This is a genomic window from Streptomyces sp. NPDC047971, from assembly GCF_040653355.1.
In the GTDB taxonomy this organism is placed as follows: domain Bacteria; phylum Actinomycetota; class Actinomycetes; order Streptomycetales; family Streptomycetaceae; genus Streptomyces.
Window position 1 is genome coordinate 20,458 of sequence record NZ_JBEZNW010000054.1, and the last position, 16,246, is coordinate 36,703.

The following is a 16,246-nucleotide window of genomic DNA, read 5'->3' on the forward strand; positions in this document are numbered from 1 at the left end:
CGGGGGGGGAGCTGACTCGGCTCCCTGCGGATCCGGAGGCAGGTGACTCGCTACGAGGACGCCTCCGGAAAGTACACGCCGAATTACGCCCGCACGGGGGACCGGTACGGCCACCTCACGCAGGACGGGCAGGAGCGCTGCCGTCAGGTCGTCGAGACGGCCGTCGGGCCCCACATGCTCACGCCAGGCCGAGCTCCCGCAGCGCGCGGCGCCGGCTCGGTGTGGGCCTGGCCGGCCAGAAGAGGTAGCAGACACCGCCCGTACCGCTTCTGACCTTGCCGTTCGCGTCGTACCGCTTCGTCCGCAGCCAGATGTTCTCCCACTCGCGGCGCCGGTAGACCCTGCGGACGGCCTCGTTGTCGGGTGAGGCGGGGTCGTTGGCGATCACGTCGCCGGTCGGGGTGAAGCCGATGACGGTCATCAGATGGCCCGAGGTGCCGTAGCCGGCGCCGGTCAGCTCCTCCTTGAGGAAGGACTGTGACGTGATGACCGGGATCCCCGCGCCGATCAGGGTCTCCAGCTCCGTGAGGGAGCTCAGCCGGGTCACCACCGCGTTCATGTCCCGGTACGTGCCGGCGTAGGCGGCGTTGAAGGGCCAGTTGCCGCAGCCTTCGTACTGGTGGTCGAAGGTGTACCGGGCGGCGTGGCAGACCTGCGGGTCGTCGTAGTCCGGGTTCACCCAGGCCAGGTCCTCGGCGCTCGGTCCGCGGCCCCAGTACTCGACGATCATCTGCGAGGAGGTGGGGCTGCACCACGCCTCGCCGCCGTTGTCGTACTCCGGGTACTGGCCCACGTGGGTGTTCTGCGAGTAGCGGGGGACGGCGAGCTCGCGGTCGAGCCCGGGCACGGAGGCGGGGACCGTGAAGCGGTCGGGGATGTCGGAGGCCATCGCGCCGAGCCGCCAGACCGTCGGGGTCAGCCGGGTGCCCGGGGCGCGGTGGAGGGTCAGGCGCAGCTGGTACGAGACCAGACGCAGCCCGCTCGCCGCGTCGTCGACGGAGAGGGTGTCGGTCCAGACCGAGCTCCTGCCGTCGCTCTGGTCGTCGACCGAGGTCCGCTTGATGTCGCCGTCGCCGGCCGCCCAGCGGCCCATGACGAACCAGGGGGTGGTGCCCGCGTCGTCGTAGGTGCCGCGCAGTTCGATCTGGATCCAGGTTCCGGGCGGGGTGTCGGCGTTCCAGGAGGCGATGACCTCGGTCGCGGGGACGGTGGAGGTGTGGACGGGGGAGGTCCAGCTCGCGTACTCCCAGGTGGAGGTGGTGTCGGTGTGCGGGTCGGTGTAGTCGAGACGGCCGGTGGGGGTGGCGATCACGAGCCCGGGCCGGTGGCCGGCGACGGCCCGGGTACCGGCGGAGCCGCCGCAGCGCCAGTCGGTGTACGAGGTCCAGAAGCGGTTGTCGACGAGACCGGGTGCGGCTCCGGCCGCCGGTGCCTCCGCGTCGCCGCGGGCCAGGGCGGTCGCAGGGGCGGCGGAGGCCGCGGCCGATCCCGCGGCGGCGGCGAGCGCGGCGGCGAGGACGGTTCTGCGCGGGGTGGAGCTGGTCATGGGCGGTGACCCCCAGTCGAGAACGGTGGAGACGAACGGACGGGGCTGCGGGTGGGCGCGTCCCCGGACACCGTGGTGCGCGGTGCCGGGCGTGGACCACTATCGCGGCTCCTGAAGGGCTTCTGCCAGCGATTCGCCTCGCGTCGCCGTACCAATATTGGTCTCCACCACTGGCGCCGCCACGCCCCTGACCTGCGGCGGACCGCCTTCGCCTAGGCTTGCCCCATGACCGACCCCGACCGCGCCGCCGACGCGCTGCGCAGCCTGCCGCCCTCCTGCGGGCCGGTACGGCTGATCGCGGTCGACGGTCACGCCGGCTCCGGCAAGTCCACCTTCGCCGCCCGTCTCGCCGCCCGGCTGGTCGCGCCCGTCCTCCATCTCGACGACCTCGCCACCCACGAGGAGTTGTTCGGATGGACGGAGCGGATGCGGGACCAGGTGCTCGCACCCCTCTCGCGGGGCGAGAGCGCGCTCTATCACCCGTACGACTGGAATCTGCGGGCCTTCGGCCCGCCGCGCGAGCTGCCTCCCGCGCCGCTCGTCCTCGTCGAGGGCGTCGGGGCGGGGCGGCGGGCGTTGCGGCCCCATCTCGCCGCGCTGCTCTGGATGGAACGGGGTCCCGAGGAGTCCTGGACACGTGGCCGGGACCGCGACGGACCGGCGCAGTCCACGTTCTGGAACGGCTGGACGGTGGCGGAGACTCGCCATTTCACCGAGGACCCTTCGCGGCCTTTCGCGGACACGCTGGTGCAGGAGTGTCCTGAGGGTTACGAGTGGCTTCCTGGGCCGTCAGTGACAGCGAGCCCGAACCACATCCTCACGGAGCGTGAGGGATCCCGGCTCCGGAAATGAGTAGCCGGAAGCCCACTTCCGCAAGTACCTCAACTCGCCTTGACCCAAGGGGCGTACAGGTCTTACGTTCTCAATGTGCGGCTTTTCGGAGCCGCCGCGGACACGAAGCCCCCGGTTGTTCCCCCGTGATCGGGGGCTTCGTTCTGCCCTGATCACCCCCTTTCTCCGGCCCGACGCCAGGCCCCGTGCTCACCCAGGGTCACGGCCACCGGATCATGCACGTCTCCTTCGTCGCGCACGCTCTGTGCAGGTACGATGCCCCTCGGTGGGGTCATATCCCGTCCACGAGAAGGCGGTTCTGTACGGCTTCCGGCGGGCGCCCGCCCGCCGGGACAGCAACGGGGGCACGTTTTGTGGGGGACCCGATGGACATCGGCACGCAGGGCGGACAGGCCCCGGCCGAGCTCGCCTGGCTGCGGGGAGTCGACGCCTACACGATGGGCGCCTATCCGCAGGCGGAGGAAGAGTTCCGAACGGCGGTACGCGCCGATCCCGGCATGGCGGACGCCTGGCTCGGGCTGCACGCGCTGCGCGTGGACACCACCACCGCGCTGCTGCGGATGTACCGCAACCGCGAACGCTTCGGAGAACAGCGCGCCCGGCACCGCCGGACCCTGAACTCCTGGTACTGGCTCGGCTGGTGGGTGCAGCCGGTGCTGGAGAGCCCGCGCGACCTCCTGCTCGCGCATGCCTCGCACTGGCTGGACGGACGCCATGTGCCGGAGTTGGACCGGGCGTTGGCGGGGCTCCCGCCGATCGACACCGACCCCCAGGTCCGCTTCCTGCACGCCTGCCGGTCCTATCTCGTCAAGGACTGGGACCAGTTGGTCCGGCACACCGAGTCGCTCGTGGACGATCCCCTTCTCGGCATCGAGGCGGGCCTCTTCGGCGGCATGGCACGGGTGCGCCTGGAGATGTACGGCCAGGCGGAGCCGCTGCTGTCGGCGGCGCTGATGCGCTGCCGCAGCGAGCAGCCGCAGCGCAAGGAACTGCGCTACTGGCTGGCCCGCGCGCACGAGGGCACCGGACGGTCCGCCGCCGCCCTGCCGCTCTACCGGGCGGTCCACCGGATCGACCCCGCGTTCATGGACACGGCCGCCCGGCTCGCGGCGATCACCGAGTACGACGGCTTCGAGGGCCCGGACGATCCGGCGGGACTCGCCACCGTCACCCTCGGCGGAGCCGGGCAGGACACGGCCGACGCCACACAGACCGACGCCGAGGGCGCACCCCCCGACACGCTTCTGCTGGGCACCGAGCCCAGCCCCCCGCCCGCGTCCGGCACACCGCCGGAACCCCCGGACGGCGTACGGCAGAAGGCGGTCCTGCCCCGGCAGCCGTCGCCGCCCCGCTTCCCCGCCAGCCCCACGGACCCGGCGCTGCTGGCCGAGGCGCTCGCCGAACTGGAGCGCATGGTCGGGATGGAGCCGGTGAAGCGACAGGTCAAGGCCCTGTCCGCGCAGCTGGAGATGGCCCGGCTGCGGGCGGGTCAGGGTCTCCCCGTTCAGCCGCCGAAACGTCACTTTGTCTTCTCGGGCCCCTCGGGCACCGGTAAGACCACCGTCGCCCGGATCCTCGGCCGGGTCTTCTACGCCCTCGGGCTGCTCGGCGGGGACCATCTCGTGGAGGCCCAACGCGCCGATCTGGTCGGCGAGTTCCTCGGCCAGACCGCGGTCAAGGCGAACGAGCTGATCGACTCGGCGATCGGCGGGGTCCTCTTCGTCGACGAGGCGTACTCCCTCTCCAACACCGGCTACAGCAAGGGCGACGCGTACGGCGACGAAGCGCTGCAGGTGCTGCTCAAGCGCGCCGAGGACAACCGGGACCATCTGGTGGTGATCCTGGCCGGCTACCCCGAGGGCATGGACCGGCTGCTCGCCACCAACCCGGGGCTGTCCTCGCGATTCACGACCCGGGTCGACTTCCCCTCGTACCGGCCGCTCGAACTGACCGCCATCGGCGAGGTGCTGGCGGCGGCGAACGGGGACTGCTGGGACGAGGAGGCGCGGGACGAGCTCCGCTCGATCAGCGGCCATGTCGTCGACCAGGGCTGGATCGACGAACTCGGCAACGGCCGCTTCCTGCGCACGCTGTACGAGAAGTCCTGCGCCTACCGGGACCTGCGGCTCTCCGGCTACCCGTGCACCCCGACCCGCGAGGATCTGGCCACCTTACGTCTGGCCGATCTGATGCAGGCCTATGGCGAGGTGCTCTCGGGCCGCGGGCCGACGTCCCGCGGCCCCCAGGAGCCGCCCGGCATGTGACGGCGGCCGGTGGCCCGCCGGACGCGTGCGCCCGGCGGGCCGCCGTCAGCCCGCCAGCGCCTGGGCCGACTGCTCGGGACGCTGTTCGCCCAGTGGCACGGCGGTGAGCACCGCGGTCCGGTGCGCGGGGTCGCGCACCTCGCCGACCAGCGTCTCCAGCACGTCCTCCAGCGCGACGAGACCGAGGACGCGGCCCGATCCGTCCGCCACCTGGGCGAGGTGGGTGGCCGCGCGGCGCATCACGGTGAGGGCGTCGTCGAGCGGCAGCTCGGCCCGTACCGTCGCCATGGGGCGCCAGATGTGCTGGGGCACCGCCCGCTCCCGCTCCTCCAGGTCGAGCACGTCCTTGACGTGCACGAAGCCCATGTAGGTCCCGCGCCCCTCGGCGCAGACCGGGAAGCGTGAGTACCCGGTGCGTACGGTCAGCTCCTCGATGTCCCGCGGGGTGACGGAGGGGGTGACCGTCACCAGGGTCGCCGGGGCGATGAGGACGTCCGTCACCGGACGGCTGCCCAGTTCGAGCGCGTCCTCCAGCCGCTCCTGCTCCGCGGGGTCGAGCAGCCCGGCCTGGCCCGCATCCTCGACCAGACGGCCGAGCTGGGCACTGGTGAACACCGCCTCCACCTCGTCCTTGGGCTCCACGCGGAAGGCCCGCAGCACCAGCCGGGCGCAGGCGCCGAGCGCCCGGGTCACCGGCCGGCAGACGCGGGCGAATCCGACCAGGCCGGGGGCGAGCCACAGCGCGGTCCTCTCCGGCGCCGCCATCGCGAGGTTCTTCGGGACCATCTCGCCGATGACGAGGTGGAGGAAGACGACCGCGGCGAGCGCCAGGACGTACCCCAGGGGATGGATCAGCCCGGCGGGCACGTGGACGGCGTGGAAGACCGGTTCGAGGAGGTGCGCCACGGTCGGCTCGGCCACCGCGCCCAGGGTCAGCGAGCAGACCGTGATGCCGAACTGCGCGGCGGCCATCATCTCCGGCAGGTTCTCCAGGCCGAAGAGGACCTTGCGGGCCCGCTTGCCGCCGAGTGGCTCGATCTGGCTGCGGCGTACGGAGACGAGCGCGAACTCGGCGCCGACGAAGAAGCCGTTGGCCACCACCAGCAGGGCGGCGAACAGCAGGTGGAGCAGGTTCATCGGACGGCCTCCGGCACCAGCGGCAGTTCGGCGGTCCTGACGATCCGTACCCGTTCGGCGCGGTAGCGGTCCACCTGCCGCACCGAGAGGCGCCAGCCCGGGAGTTCGGCCCGGTCACCGGGGGCGGGAATGCGCCCGAGGAGGTCGGCGACGAGCCCGGCGACGGTCTCGTAGGGCCCGTCGGGCACGTCGAGACCTATCCGGTGCAGGGTGTGGACCCGGCAGGAGCCGTCGGCCTCCCAGGCGGGGCGGCCGTCCTCGGCGGCCACGGCCGCCAGCTCGGGCCGTGCGTCGGCCGCGGTGTCGTGCTCGTCGCGGACCTCGCCGACGAGCTCCTCCACGATGTCCTCCAGGGTGACGACCCCGGCCGTGCCGCCGTACTCGTCGACGACGACGGCGATCGGCTGCTCCCGGCGCAGCCTCTCCAGGAGCGCCTGCGCCGGCAGCGTCTCGGGGACGAGCAGCGGCGGTACGGCGATGCGGCCCACCGGGGTGCGCAGCCGCTCGTGCAGGGGCACGGCCAGCGCGTCCTTGAGGTGGACCATGCCGACGATCTCGTCGATGCGTTCGCGGTAGACCGGGAAGCGGGAGAGCCCGGTGGCCCTGGTGAGGTTGAGGACGTCGGCCGCGGTGGCGTCCGACTGGAGCGCGCTCATCCGCACCCGTGGGGTCATGACCTGCTCGGCCGTGAGCCCGCCCAGGGACAGGGTCCGTACGAAGAGATCGGCGGTGTCCTGTTCCAGCGCACCCGCCCGGGCGGAGTGCCGGGCCAGCGAGACCAGCTCGCCGGGGGTGCGGACCGAGTCGAGCTCCTCGGTGGGCTCGACGCCCAGGAGCCGGACCAGCCGGTTCGCGACCCGGTTCAGCAGGGCGATCACCGGCCGGAAGGCCGCAGAGAAGAGGTGCTGCGGGCCGGCCACGAACCTCGCCACCTGGAGCGGGCGGGAGACCGCCCAGTTCTTGGGGACGAGTTCGCCGATCACCATCTGGAGCGCCGAGGCGAGCAGCATGCCGATCACCACGGCGACGCCGGAGACGGCGCCGTCGGGCAGCCCGGTCGCGGTGAGGGGCCCGTCGAGGAGCTGGGCGAGGGCCGGTTCGGCGAGCATGCCGACGACCAGCGAGGTGATCGTGATGCCGAGCTGGGTGCCGGAGAGCTGGAAGGACAGCTCGCCGAGGGCGTCGACGACGGTGCGGGCGCGCCGGTCTCCGGCGGCCGCGGCCCGTTCGGCTTCGGGGCGTTCCACGGTGACGAGGCCGAACTCGGCCGCCACGAAGAAGCCGTTGGCGAGGATCAGGAGGAAGGCTGCCGCGAGCAGCAGGAGGGGGATGATCATGCCGCCGCCTCCGTGGAGGGGGCGGCGCAGGTACTACCGGACGATCCGTCCATTGCCGGAGGGAGTCACTCCTCGGGTCGCAGGGTGGCCCCGCGGGCCGCGGCGGCGGCCCTGCACATGCGAGGCGGTGGTGCCGCTCGGCACCACCGCCTCCAGAGTAATCACGCCGACCCCGCCAGGGGCAGGGGGTCGGCCCCCGTTCGGGGGACGGGCGGAGCCGTCGGGCTCAGCGCGCGTCCGCTCCCGTGCCGCGGCTGTCGGCCAGCGCCCGCAGGGCGCGGGCGTCGCGAATGGCCTGCTCCCTGGCGATGCCGGGCTGGATGCCGAGCGCGGGCATGCTCGTTCCGTCGCTCAGGTCCAGGAAGACCCAGGCGTCACCCGGCCGCAGGTTGACCCGGAGGATCTCGGCCCACGCGAGTCGGCGCGTCCGGGTGATGTTGACGACGGTGACGCCGTCCTCGTCGGCGACGACCTTGGGGCGGCTGAGCAGCGTCAGCACCCCGAGGAAGAGGGCCGCGGTGAAGATGAAGCTCGCGCGCTCCCCCGGTCCCAGCTTCTCCAGCATCATCGCGACGGCGGTGATGACGGCGAACATCACCACCCCGATCGTCAGCAGGACCGCGCGGGTACGGGCGGGCCGGAAGGTGACCGGGAGGGTGGGCATGGGCTCATCGGACATCGGTGCGTCGTTCCTTCGTGCCTGCGGAGTGTCAGAGGCGGCAGGCGTGGATGGCCGTCGTGAGGATGGCGCGGGCACCCAGCTCGTACAGGTCGTCCATGATCCGCTGCGCCTCCTTCGCCGGGACCATGGCGCGGACCGCGACCCAGCCCTCGTTGTGCAGGGGGGAGATCGTGGGCGACTCCAGGCCGGGGGTCAGGGCGACGGCCTGCTCCAGGTGCTCGGCACGGCAGTCGTAGTCCATCATCACGTAGGACCGGGCCACCAGGACGCCCTGGAGGCGCCGCAGGAACTGCTGGACCTGCGGCTGGTCGGCGTCGGCGCCCTCGCGCCGGACGACCACGGCCTCGGACTTGAGGATCGGCTCGCCGATGACCTCCAGGCCGGCGTTGCGCAGGCTGGTGCCGGTCTCGACGACGTCGGCGATGATCTGCGCGACACCGAGCTGGATGGCGGTCTCGACGGCGCCGTCGAGGTGGACGACGGAGGCGTCGATCCCCTGGTCGGCGAGGTGCTTGGCGACGATCCCCTCGTAGGAGGTGGCGATCGTCATCCCGTGGAAGTCCTCGGGGCCGTTCGCGGTGCCCGGCCGGGTGGCGTAGCGGAAGGTCGACCGGCCGAAGTTCAGCGGCAGGATCTCCTCCGCGTTGGCTCCGGAGTCGAGCAGCAGGTCCCGGCCGGTGATGCCGATGTCGAGCTTCCCCGAGGCCACGTAGATCGCGATGTCCTTGGGCCGGAGGTAGAAGAACTCGACCTCGTTCTCGGGGTCGATGACCACGAGCTCCTTGGACTCCTTGCGCTGGCGGTAGCCGGCCTCATGCAGCATCGCCGACGCAGGTCCGGACAGTGAACCCTTGTTGGGGACGGCGATGCGCAGCATGGGATGAGCTTCCTTTACGTGGGAGTGGTGGGGAGGGTGGGACGTGTGCGCTCAGAGATGGGCGTAGACGTCGTCGAGGGAGATCCCGCGGGCGACCATCATCACCTGGACGTGGTACAGCAGCTGCGAGATCTCCTCGGCGGCGGCTTCCTTGCCCTCGTACTCGGCGGCCATCCAGACCTCGGCGGCCTCCTCGACGACCTTCTTGCCGATGGCATGGACGCCCTTCTCCACCAGTTCCGCGGTGCGGGAGGTGGCCGGGTCGCCGTTCTCGGCCTTGAGCGTGAGCTCGGCGAAGAGCTCTTCGAAGGTTTTGTTCGCCATGATGGTCCTAAGACTACGGGGTAAGGGTCGCGTACTCAGCGCCAGGGTTCACTGACCGTGCGCAGCGTCGTCGCGGTGGCGACGGCGGCGGTGACGGCCTCGTGGCCCTTGTCCTCGCGGGAGCCCTCGAGGCCGGCCCGGTCGAGGGCCTGCTCCTCGTTGTCCACGGTCAGGACGCCGAATCCGATGGGTACACCGGTGTCGATCGAGACCTGGGTGAGGCCGTGGGTGACGCCCTGGCACACGTACTCGAAGTGCGGGGTTCCGCCGCGGATGACGACGCCGAGGGCCACCACGGCATCGTAGCCGCGACCGGCGAGGACCTTCGCCACCACCGGCAGCTCGAAGCTGCCGGGGACGCGCAGCAGCGTCGGCTCGTCGATGCCGAGCTCGTGCAGGGCCCGCAGGGCTCCGTCGACGAGTCCGTCCATGATCTTCTCGTGCCACTGCGCCGCGACGACCGCGACCCGGAGGTCGCCGCAGTTCTTCACGCTGAGGACGGGTGCGCCCTTGCCGCTCATGTCTCTCCTAGCTCGGTGCTGTTCGCTGACTTACTGGTTGCCGCAGGTGGACGCGGTCTCCGCGTCCAGCCAGGGCAGGTCGTGCCCCATCCGGTCCCGCTTGGTGCGCAGGTAGTGGAGGTTGTGCTCGCCCGCCTTGACCGGCATGGCCTCGCGGCCCTCGACCCGCAGGCCGTGCCGGGTGAGGGCGGTGATCTTGTCGGGGTTGTTGGTCATCAGCCGCAGGCTGCGAACCCCGAGGTCGCCGAGGATCTGCGCGCCGGCCGCGTAGTCGCGGGCGTCGGCGGGCAGGCCCAGCTCCAGGTTGGCGTCGAGGGTGTCACGGCCGCGCTCCTGGAGCTCGTAGGCCCGGAGCTTGGAGAGCAGGCCGATGCCGCGCCCCTCGTGGCCGCGCAGATAGACGACGACTCCGCGGCCGGCCTCGGTGACGCGCTCCATGGACGCCTGGAGCTGCGGGCCGCAGTCGCAGCGCAGCGAGTGGAAGATGTCGCCGGTCAGGCACTCGGAGTGGACCCGGACCAGGACGTCCTCGCCGTCGCCGATCTCGCCGTGGACGAGGGCGACGTGCTCGACGCCGTCGACGGTGGAGCGGTAGCCGTACGCCGTGAACTCGCCGTGCGCGGTCGGCAGCCGCACCTCGGCCTCGCGGCGGACCGTGGGCTCGGCGGAGCGGCGGTACGCGATGAGGTCCTCGATCGAGATGATCGTGAGGCCGTGCTTGCGCGCGAAGGGGACCAGCTCGGGAAGGCGCAGCATCACCCCGTCCTCGCCGGCGATCTCGACGATCGCTCCGGCCGGACGCAGACCCGCGAGGCGGGCCAGGTCGACGGCGGCCTCGGTGTGGCCGTTGCGGGCCAGGACGCCGCCGGGCTTGGCGCGCAGCGGGAAGATGTGGCCGGGGCGGACGAAGTCGCCGGGCTCGTGCTCGCCGCTCGCGAGCATCCGCAGCGTGGTGGCGCGGTCGGCGGCGGAGATGCCGGTGGTGACGCCGTGGGCGGGCCCGGCGTCGACGGAGACCGTGAAGGCCGTCCGCATCGACTCGGTGTTGTGCTCGACCATCTGCGGGAGTTCGAGGCGCTCCAGCTCGTCGTTCTCCATGGGCGCGCAGATCAGGCCCCGGCACTCGCTCATCATGAAGGCGACGACCTCGGGGGTGGCCTTCTCTGCGGCGATGACGAGGTCGCCCTCGTTCTCGCGGTCCTCGTCGTCGACGACGACGACGGGGCGGCCCGCGGCGATGTCGCGGATGGCCTGCTCGACGGGGTCGAGGGAGAGGTCGGTGACGTCCCAGACGGAATCGCGGGGGCCCTCGCGGTGCGCGTCGGGCAGGGCGGTGGCGTGCGACGGACGGGCGCTCATGCCGTGGCTCCTTCCAGAGCGTTGGTGGTGCGCGTCCGGAGCCACCAGTCGCGCATGCCCCAGATGACGAGGGCGAAGTAGATGAGGTAGACCAGGCCGGAGAAGGCGAGGCCGCTGTTGAAGGCGAGGGGGACGCCGACCAGGTCGACGAGGAGCCAGGCGAACCAGAACTCGACCAGGCCGCGGGCCTGGGCGACCATCGCCACGAGGGTGCCGACGAAGATGTACGCGTCGGCCCAGGGGGACCAGGACAGCGACGGGTAGAGGGTGAACAGGCCGCCGACGGCGAGGGTTCCGAGCACGGCGCCCGCGAGGAGCAGTCCGCGCTCCTTCCAGGTCGCGAAGCGGACGGCGATGGAGCCGTCCTGGGCCTGCTGCCGGCCTCGGTTCCACTGCCACCAGCCCCAGGCCGCGACGCCGATGACGAGGAGCTGCTTGCCGACGCCGCCGCTGAGGTGGGCGGAGGCGTAGGCGCCGACGAGGATGACGCCGGAGAGCAGCTGCGCGGGCCAGGTGAGTATGGAGCGCCGCCAGCCGAGCGCGAGGGCGATCAGACCGATCGTGTTGCCGATCATGTCGGACCACATGATGTGCTGGTCGAGGACGGTGAACGCCTCGGAGTTGAGCCAGTTCACTTGACGTTCTCCTTGGCGTTCGGGCCGAGCAGCCGCTCGACGTACTTGGCGATGACGTCCACTTCGAGGTTGACCGGGTCGCCGCTCCGCTTGATGCCGAGCGTGGTCAGCGCGAGCGTGGTGGGGATGAGGCTGATGGTGAACCAGTCGTCGGCGGCCTCGACGACGGTGAGGCTGACGCCGTCGACCGTGATCGAGCCCTTCTCGACGACGTACCGGGAGAGGTGCGCGGGCAGGGCGATCCTGACGATCTCCCAGTTCTCGGACGGGGTGCGGTCGAGGATCGTGCCGGTGCCGTCCACGTGCCCCTGGACGATGTGTCCGCCGAGGCGGTCGCCGACGGCCATCGGCCGTTCCAGGTTGACCCGGGAGCCGACTTCGAGGGCGCCCAGCGAGGAGCGCTTCAGCGTCTCCTCCATCACGTCGGCGGTGAACTCGCCGTCGCCGAACTCGACGACCGTGAGACAGACCCCGTTCACGGCGATGGAGTCCCCGTGCTTGGCGCCCTCCGTGACCAGGGGGCCGCGCAGGCGGAAGCGGGAGGCGTCGGCCAGCTTCTCGACGGCGGTGACCTCGCCCAGTTCTTCGACGATTCCGGTGAACACGGTCAGGCTCCCTTGAGGGTGGCGGTGATGCGGAGATCGGGTCCGACACGCACGGTCTCGGTGACGTCGAGCCGCAACGCTTCGGTGATGGTGGTGATTCCGGCGTCGGCGAGGGCGTTCGGGCCCGCGCCGAGGAGGACGGGGGCGAGATAGCCGACGACCTGGTCGACGGCTCCCGCGGCGACGAAGGCGCCGGCCAGGGTCGGCCCGCCTTCGAGGAGGACGGAGCGGACGCCCCGCTGGTGGAGCATGGCGAGGAGGTCCGGGATGGCGAGGCCGCCGCCGGGCGCGCGGGACAGCCGCCACGTCTCGGGGAGGTGGGCGGTGGCCTCCGGGAGGACGTCCTCGGCCACGGCGACGACGGTGCGGGCCGCGTCGTCGAGGACGCGGGCGCCGGGCTTCACGGCGCCGGCCTCGGTGTCGACGACGACTCGCAGCGGCTGGTCGGCGCCCTCGATCCCGCGTACGGCCAGGTGGGGGTCGTCGGTGCGGGCGGTGCCGGAGCCGACGACGACGGCGTCGGCCTCGGCGCGCAGCCGGTGGACGTCGGCACGGGACTCGGGGGAGGTGATCCAGCGGGAGGTGCCGTCGGCGGCGGCGATCCGGCCGTCGAGGGTGGCGGCGTACTTCCAGCGGACGAAGGGGCGGCCGAGGCGTACGGAGGTGAGCCAGGCGATGTTGCCCGCCGCGGCCTCGTCCTCCAGCAGGCCCTGCTCGACCTCGACGCCGGCCGCGCGCAGGGTGTCGGCACCGCCCGTGGCCTGCGGGTTCGGGTCGCCGACCGCGTACACCACCCGGCTGATCCCGGCCTCGACGAGCTCCTGGGCGCACGGGCCGGTGCGACCGGTGTGGTTGCAGGGTTCGAGGGTGACGTAGGCGGTGCCGCCTCGGGCGCGCTCGCCGGCCGCGCGCAGGGCGTGGATCTCGGCGTGCGGGCCGCCGGCGCGCTGGTGGAAGCCCTCGCCGACCTGGTGTCCGGCGGCGTCGAGGATGACGGAGCCGACGATCGGGTTGGGGCTGGTGGAGCCGAGGCCGCGGGCGGCGAGCGCGATGGCGCGTCGCATGGCGGTGATGTCGGTCGGCTCTGCCACCGGGTCCTCCTGCCTCTTCGGGCACGGACTCCGGGGCCTGTCGATGACGACAGAGAGCGGGTACGACGCTACGCACAGGGATGCCAAGGCCGGAAAACCGGTCGCCGACGAGGGCGACCAGCGGTGATACGGCCGAAGCGTCCCCTCGCAGGGTCGCCCGCCGCGCACTGCCTCCCATCCGGACTTTCACCGTCGGTCCAGGAATCTCACCTGGTCAACCGGCCGCTGGCTGCGGACGGGTCGCGGACTATACCGCCGGTTCGGAATTACACCGACCCCGGAGTGCGCTGCTGCTGATACAGGGCCAGTGTGCCACGACCGATCGTCGGCCATGCGGGTGAGGCCCTGTGGGCTGGCTCACAGGATCCCATGAACCCTTCTGTTGGTCCAGACCTATTGACGCACTGGTCTAGTCCTTTTAATCTCCGTGTCACCTCCGAGGCACGGCCCGCCGGTGTGCGCACTCCACGGGCCCAACACGACCCACCCGTTTGTTCGTTGTGTTCTTTCACCTCCCCAGGAGGAACCGATCGTGTTGTCCCCCACGAAGACGAGAGCCTCGCTGCTCGCGTCCGGCGCGGCCGTCGCCGGTCTGCTGATCAGCTCTCTCGCGGGCGGCGTCTCCCACGCCGCCGACAACGAGAGCTGTCGCCCGGACGGGCTGTACAAGACCCCCGGCGTCGACGTCCCGTACTGCTCGGTCTACGACACCGAGGGCCGCGAGAAGATGGGCGCGGACCACCAGCGCCGGGTCATCGGCTATTTCACCGGCTGGCGCACCGGCAAGAACGGCGAGCCCGCCTACCTCGCCAACAACATCCCGTGGGACAAGATCACCCACATCAACTACGCCTTCGGACACATCGGTTCCGACAACAAGCTGTCCGTCGGCTCGGACGGCCCGAACAACGCCGCCACCGGGATGACCTGGCCCGGTGTCGCCGGCGCCGAGATGGACCCGGCGTTCGCCTACAAGGGCCACTTCAACCTGCTCAACAAGTTCAAGAAGCAGCACCCGGACGTCAAGACGCTGATCTCGGTCGGCGGCTGGGCGGAGACCGGCGGCTACTTCGACGACAACGGCACCCGGGTGAACTCCGGCGGCTTCTACTCGATGGCCACCAACGCCGACGGTTCGGTCAACCAGGCCGGGATCGACACCTTCGCGGACTCGGCCGTCGCCTTCATCAAGAAGTACGGGTTCAACGGCGTCGACATCGACTACGAGTACCCGACGACGATGAAGGACGCCGGGAACCCGCTCGACTGGCAGATCTCCAACGCCCGCCGCGCCGGTCTGGTCAAGGGCTACGACGCGCTCATGAAGAGCCTGCGCGAGAAGCTCGACCGGGCCGGGGCCGCCGACGGCAAGCACTACCTGCTCACCGTCGCCGCGCCCTCCTCGGGCTACCTGCTGCGCGGCATGGAGACGTACCAGAGCCAGAAGTACCTGGACTACGTCAACATCATGTCCTACGACCTGCACGGCGCCTGGAACGAGTACGTCGGCCCCAACGCCTCGCTCTTCGACGACGGCAAGGACGCCGAGCTGGCCGCCGCCAACGTCTACGGCTCCTCGCAGTACGGCGGCATCGGGTACCTCAACACCGACTGGGCGTACCACTACTTCCGCGGCTCGATGCCGGCCGGCCGGATCAACATCGGCCTGCCGTACTACACGCGTGGCCACAAGAACGTGCAGGGCGGTACGGACGGGCTGTGGGGCAAGGCCTCCGCGACCACCTGCCCGGCCGGCGCGGGTCTGACCAAGTGCGGTGACGGCGCCGTCGGCATCGACAACCTGTGGCACGACAAGGACACCAACGGCGTCGAGTCGCCGGCCGGGTCCAACCCGATGTGGCACGCCAAGAACCTGGAGAAGGGGATCGTCGGCGACTACGTCACGCAGTACGGCTTCCCGGCGAACACCGCCCTGACCGGCACCTACGCCCGCAAGTACGACTCGACCCTGGTCGCGCCGTGGCTGTGGAACGCGCAGAAGAAGGTCTTCCTCTCCACCGAGGACGAGCAGTCGGTGGCCGCCAAGGCCGACTACGTGGTCAGCAAGGGCATCGGCGGCACGATGGTCTGGGAGATGGCCGGCGACTACGACTGGAACGCGGGCAAGGGCCAGTACGAGATGGGCGACACGCTCACCTCGCTGATGTACGACAAGTTCAAGGCGGCCGCCCCGTACGGCGCGAAGAAGTCGAACACCGCGCTGCCGGCCCAGGCCGTGAACGTGGGAGTGGAGTTCACCGAGTTCAAGCTGGGCGACTCCAACTACCCGATCACCCCGAAGATCAAGATCACCAACAACACGGTCACCGCGCTGCCGGGCGGCACGGAGTTCCAGTTCGACTACGCGACCGCGGCGCCGGGCAACGCCTCCGACCAGTCCGGATTCGGCACCAAGGTGATCAGCAGCGACCACACCGGCACCAACGTGGGCGGCCTGAAGGGCGACTTCCACCGGGTGTCGCTGAAGCTCCCGGCCTGGCAGTCGCTGGCCCCCGGCGCGACCGTGGACCTGGCGTTCAACTACTACCTGCCGGTGTCCACGCCCTCGAACTGGACGGTGAACATCAGCGGCACGACGTACGCGCTCGCCGGCGACCTGGCGCGCGGTACGACCGTGGTGGAGCCGGGCGGCTCGACCCCGACGCCGACCCCGACCGGCCCGACGCCGACCCCGACGGGTCCGACGCCGACCCCGACCGGTGGCACCTGCACCGCACCGGCGTACGTGGCCGGCACGGTGTACAACGCGGGCAACGAGGTCTCCCACAAGGGCCGCAAGTGGAAGGCCCAGTGGTGGACCCAGAACGAGGAGCCGGGCACGACCGGCGAGTGGGGGGTCTGGAAGGACCTCGGCACCTGCTGACGCCCTGACCTCCGCGCAGACGCCCGGCGGCGGAACTCATGGCCCTTGCCGTCGCGCGACGCCCCGCCACACCTCGGATGGTGAACGGCCTTGCGGTGGAAGGCCGTTCGCGGTCGGCTGGGGCCGGTCCCC

Annotated in this window: 14 protein-coding genes and 1 riboswitch; of the genes, 3 read left to right on the forward strand and 11 right to left on the reverse strand. The window is 71.3% G+C overall.

All coding sequences use genetic code 11. From position 1 onward, the window contains the following. Positions 1–178: 178 nt before the first annotated feature. Positions 179–1,546, reverse strand: coding sequence for a peptidase C39 family protein (locus AB0D99_RS32545; protein ID WP_362370634.1), 1,368 nt, complete (start codon positions 1,544–1,546; stop codon positions 179–181). A 225-nt stretch (positions 1,547–1,771) separates the two neighbouring features. Between AB0D99_RS32545 and AB0D99_RS32550 the strand changes: the two genes are divergently transcribed. Both AB0D99_RS32550 and AB0D99_RS32555 read left to right on the forward strand, forming a co-directional pair. Then, positions 1,772–2,398, forward strand: a complete 627-nt coding sequence (locus tag AB0D99_RS32550) for a hypothetical protein (RefSeq protein ID WP_362370637.1) — start codon at positions 1,772–1,774, stop codon at positions 2,396–2,398. Positions 2,399–2,763: 365 nt separating this feature from the next. After that, positions 2,764–4,662 (forward strand): AAA family ATPase, encoded by a 1,899-nt coding sequence (locus tag AB0D99_RS32555; protein ID WP_362370640.1) that lies wholly within the window; start codon positions 2,764–2,766, stop codon positions 4,660–4,662. Between the two features lie 45 nt (positions 4,663–4,707). Here AB0D99_RS32555 and AB0D99_RS32560 read toward each other — a convergent pair whose 3' ends face one another. From AB0D99_RS32560 to ribD, 10 genes are all read right to left on the reverse strand, one after another. Continuing rightward, a complete protein-coding gene (locus AB0D99_RS32560; RefSeq protein ID WP_362370642.1) occupies positions 4,708–5,799 on the reverse strand; it encodes a hemolysin family protein in 1,092 nt (363 codons plus the stop codon). Next, positions 5,796–7,136 (reverse strand): hemolysin family protein, encoded by a 1,341-nt coding sequence (locus AB0D99_RS32565; protein ID WP_362370645.1) that lies wholly within the window; start codon positions 7,134–7,136, stop codon positions 5,796–5,798. Before AB0D99_RS32565 ends, AB0D99_RS32560 begins: the two co-directional genes overlap by 4 nt. A gap of 226 nt (positions 7,137–7,362) precedes the next feature. Then, entirely contained in the window at positions 7,363–7,815 is a 453-nt protein-coding gene (locus AB0D99_RS32570; protein ID WP_362370648.1) for a PH domain-containing protein, read from the reverse strand. A gap of 31 nt (positions 7,816–7,846) precedes the next feature. After that, positions 7,847–8,695: an ATP phosphoribosyltransferase gene (gene hisG, locus AB0D99_RS32575; RefSeq protein ID WP_362370651.1), complete on the reverse strand. Its 849-nt coding sequence runs from the start codon at positions 8,693–8,695 to the stop codon at positions 7,847–7,849. 51 nt (positions 8,696–8,746) lie between these two features. Beyond that, positions 8,747–9,019, reverse strand: a complete 273-nt coding sequence (locus tag AB0D99_RS32580) for a phosphoribosyl-ATP diphosphatase (RefSeq protein WP_362370654.1) — start codon at positions 9,017–9,019, stop codon at positions 8,747–8,749. 35 nt (positions 9,020–9,054) lie between these two features. After that, positions 9,055–9,540, reverse strand: a complete 486-nt coding sequence (ribH, locus tag AB0D99_RS32585; protein WP_329122935.1) for a 6,7-dimethyl-8-ribityllumazine synthase — start codon at positions 9,538–9,540, stop codon at positions 9,055–9,057. Between the two features lie 30 nt (positions 9,541–9,570). Next, complete coding sequence (locus AB0D99_RS32590) at positions 9,571–10,899, reverse strand: bifunctional 3,4-dihydroxy-2-butanone-4-phosphate synthase/GTP cyclohydrolase II (protein ID WP_362370657.1); 1,329 nt, start codon at positions 10,897–10,899, stop codon at positions 9,571–9,573. Beyond that, complete coding sequence (locus AB0D99_RS32595) at positions 10,896–11,486, reverse strand: nicotinamide mononucleotide transporter family protein (RefSeq protein ID WP_362370666.1); 591 nt, start codon at positions 11,484–11,486, stop codon at positions 10,896–10,898. The genes AB0D99_RS32590 and AB0D99_RS32595 overlap by 4 nt, the downstream gene beginning before the upstream one ends. 44 nt (positions 11,487–11,530) lie before the next feature. Then, positions 11,531–12,139, reverse strand: coding sequence for a riboflavin synthase (locus tag AB0D99_RS32600; protein WP_362370660.1), 609 nt, complete (start codon positions 12,137–12,139; stop codon positions 11,531–11,533). A 2-nt stretch (positions 12,140–12,141) separates the two neighbouring features. Next, positions 12,142–13,203, reverse strand: a complete 1,062-nt coding sequence (gene ribD / locus AB0D99_RS32605) for a bifunctional diaminohydroxyphosphoribosylaminopyrimidine deaminase/5-amino-6-(5-phosphoribosylamino)uracil reductase RibD (RefSeq protein ID WP_362370669.1) — start codon at positions 13,201–13,203, stop codon at positions 12,142–12,144. A gap of 187 nt (positions 13,204–13,390) precedes the next feature. Continuing rightward, positions 13,391–13,520, reverse strand: a riboswitch (FMN riboswitch). Positions 13,521–13,762: 242 nt separating this feature from the next. Between ribD and AB0D99_RS32610 the strand changes: the two genes are divergently transcribed. Next, the gene (locus AB0D99_RS32610) at positions 13,763–16,114 is read left to right on the forward strand and encodes a chitinase C-terminal domain-containing protein (protein WP_362370663.1); all 2,352 of its coding nucleotides are present in this window, start codon (positions 13,763–13,765) and stop codon (positions 16,112–16,114) included. Positions 16,115–16,246: the final 132 nt, after the last annotated feature.

Excerpts from the sequence above, each read along its gene's own strand:
- AB0D99_RS32560 (WP_362370642.1), bottom strand. The coding sequence starts at position 5,799 with ATGAACCTGCTCCACCTGCTGTTCGCCGCCCTGCTGGTGGTGGCCAAC.
- AB0D99_RS32565 (WP_362370645.1), bottom strand. The coding sequence starts at position 7,136 with ATGATCATCCCCCTCCTGCTGCTCGCGGCAGCCTTCCTCCTGATCCTC.
- AB0D99_RS32590 (WP_362370657.1), bottom strand. The coding sequence starts at position 10,899 with ATGAGCGCCCGTCCGTCGCACGCCACCGCCCTGCCCGACGCGCACCGC.
- AB0D99_RS32550 (WP_362370637.1), top strand. The coding sequence starts at position 1,772 with ATGACCGACCCCGACCGCGCCGCCGACGCGCTGCGCAGCCTGCCGCCC.
- ribH (WP_329122935.1), bottom strand. The coding sequence starts at position 9,540 with ATGAGCGGCAAGGGCGCACCCGTCCTCAGCGTGAAGAACTGCGGCGAC.
- AB0D99_RS32545 (WP_362370634.1), bottom strand. The coding sequence starts at position 1,546 with ATGACCAGCTCCACCCCGCGCAGAACCGTCCTCGCCGCCGCGCTCGCC.
- AB0D99_RS32580 (WP_362370654.1), bottom strand. The coding sequence starts at position 9,019 with ATGGCGAACAAAACCTTCGAAGAGCTCTTCGCCGAGCTCACGCTCAAG.
- AB0D99_RS32555 (WP_362370640.1), top strand. The coding sequence starts at position 2,764 with ATGGACATCGGCACGCAGGGCGGACAGGCCCCGGCCGAGCTCGCCTGG.
- AB0D99_RS32595 (WP_362370666.1), bottom strand. The coding sequence starts at position 11,486 with ATGTGGTCCGACATGATCGGCAACACGATCGGTCTGATCGCCCTCGCG.
- hisG (WP_362370651.1), bottom strand. The coding sequence starts at position 8,695 with ATGCTGCGCATCGCCGTCCCCAACAAGGGTTCACTGTCCGGACCTGCG.
- ribD (WP_362370669.1), bottom strand. The coding sequence starts at position 13,203 with ATGCGACGCGCCATCGCGCTCGCCGCCCGCGGCCTCGGCTCCACCAGC.
- AB0D99_RS32570 (WP_362370648.1), bottom strand. The coding sequence starts at position 7,815 with ATGTCCGATGAGCCCATGCCCACCCTCCCGGTCACCTTCCGGCCCGCC.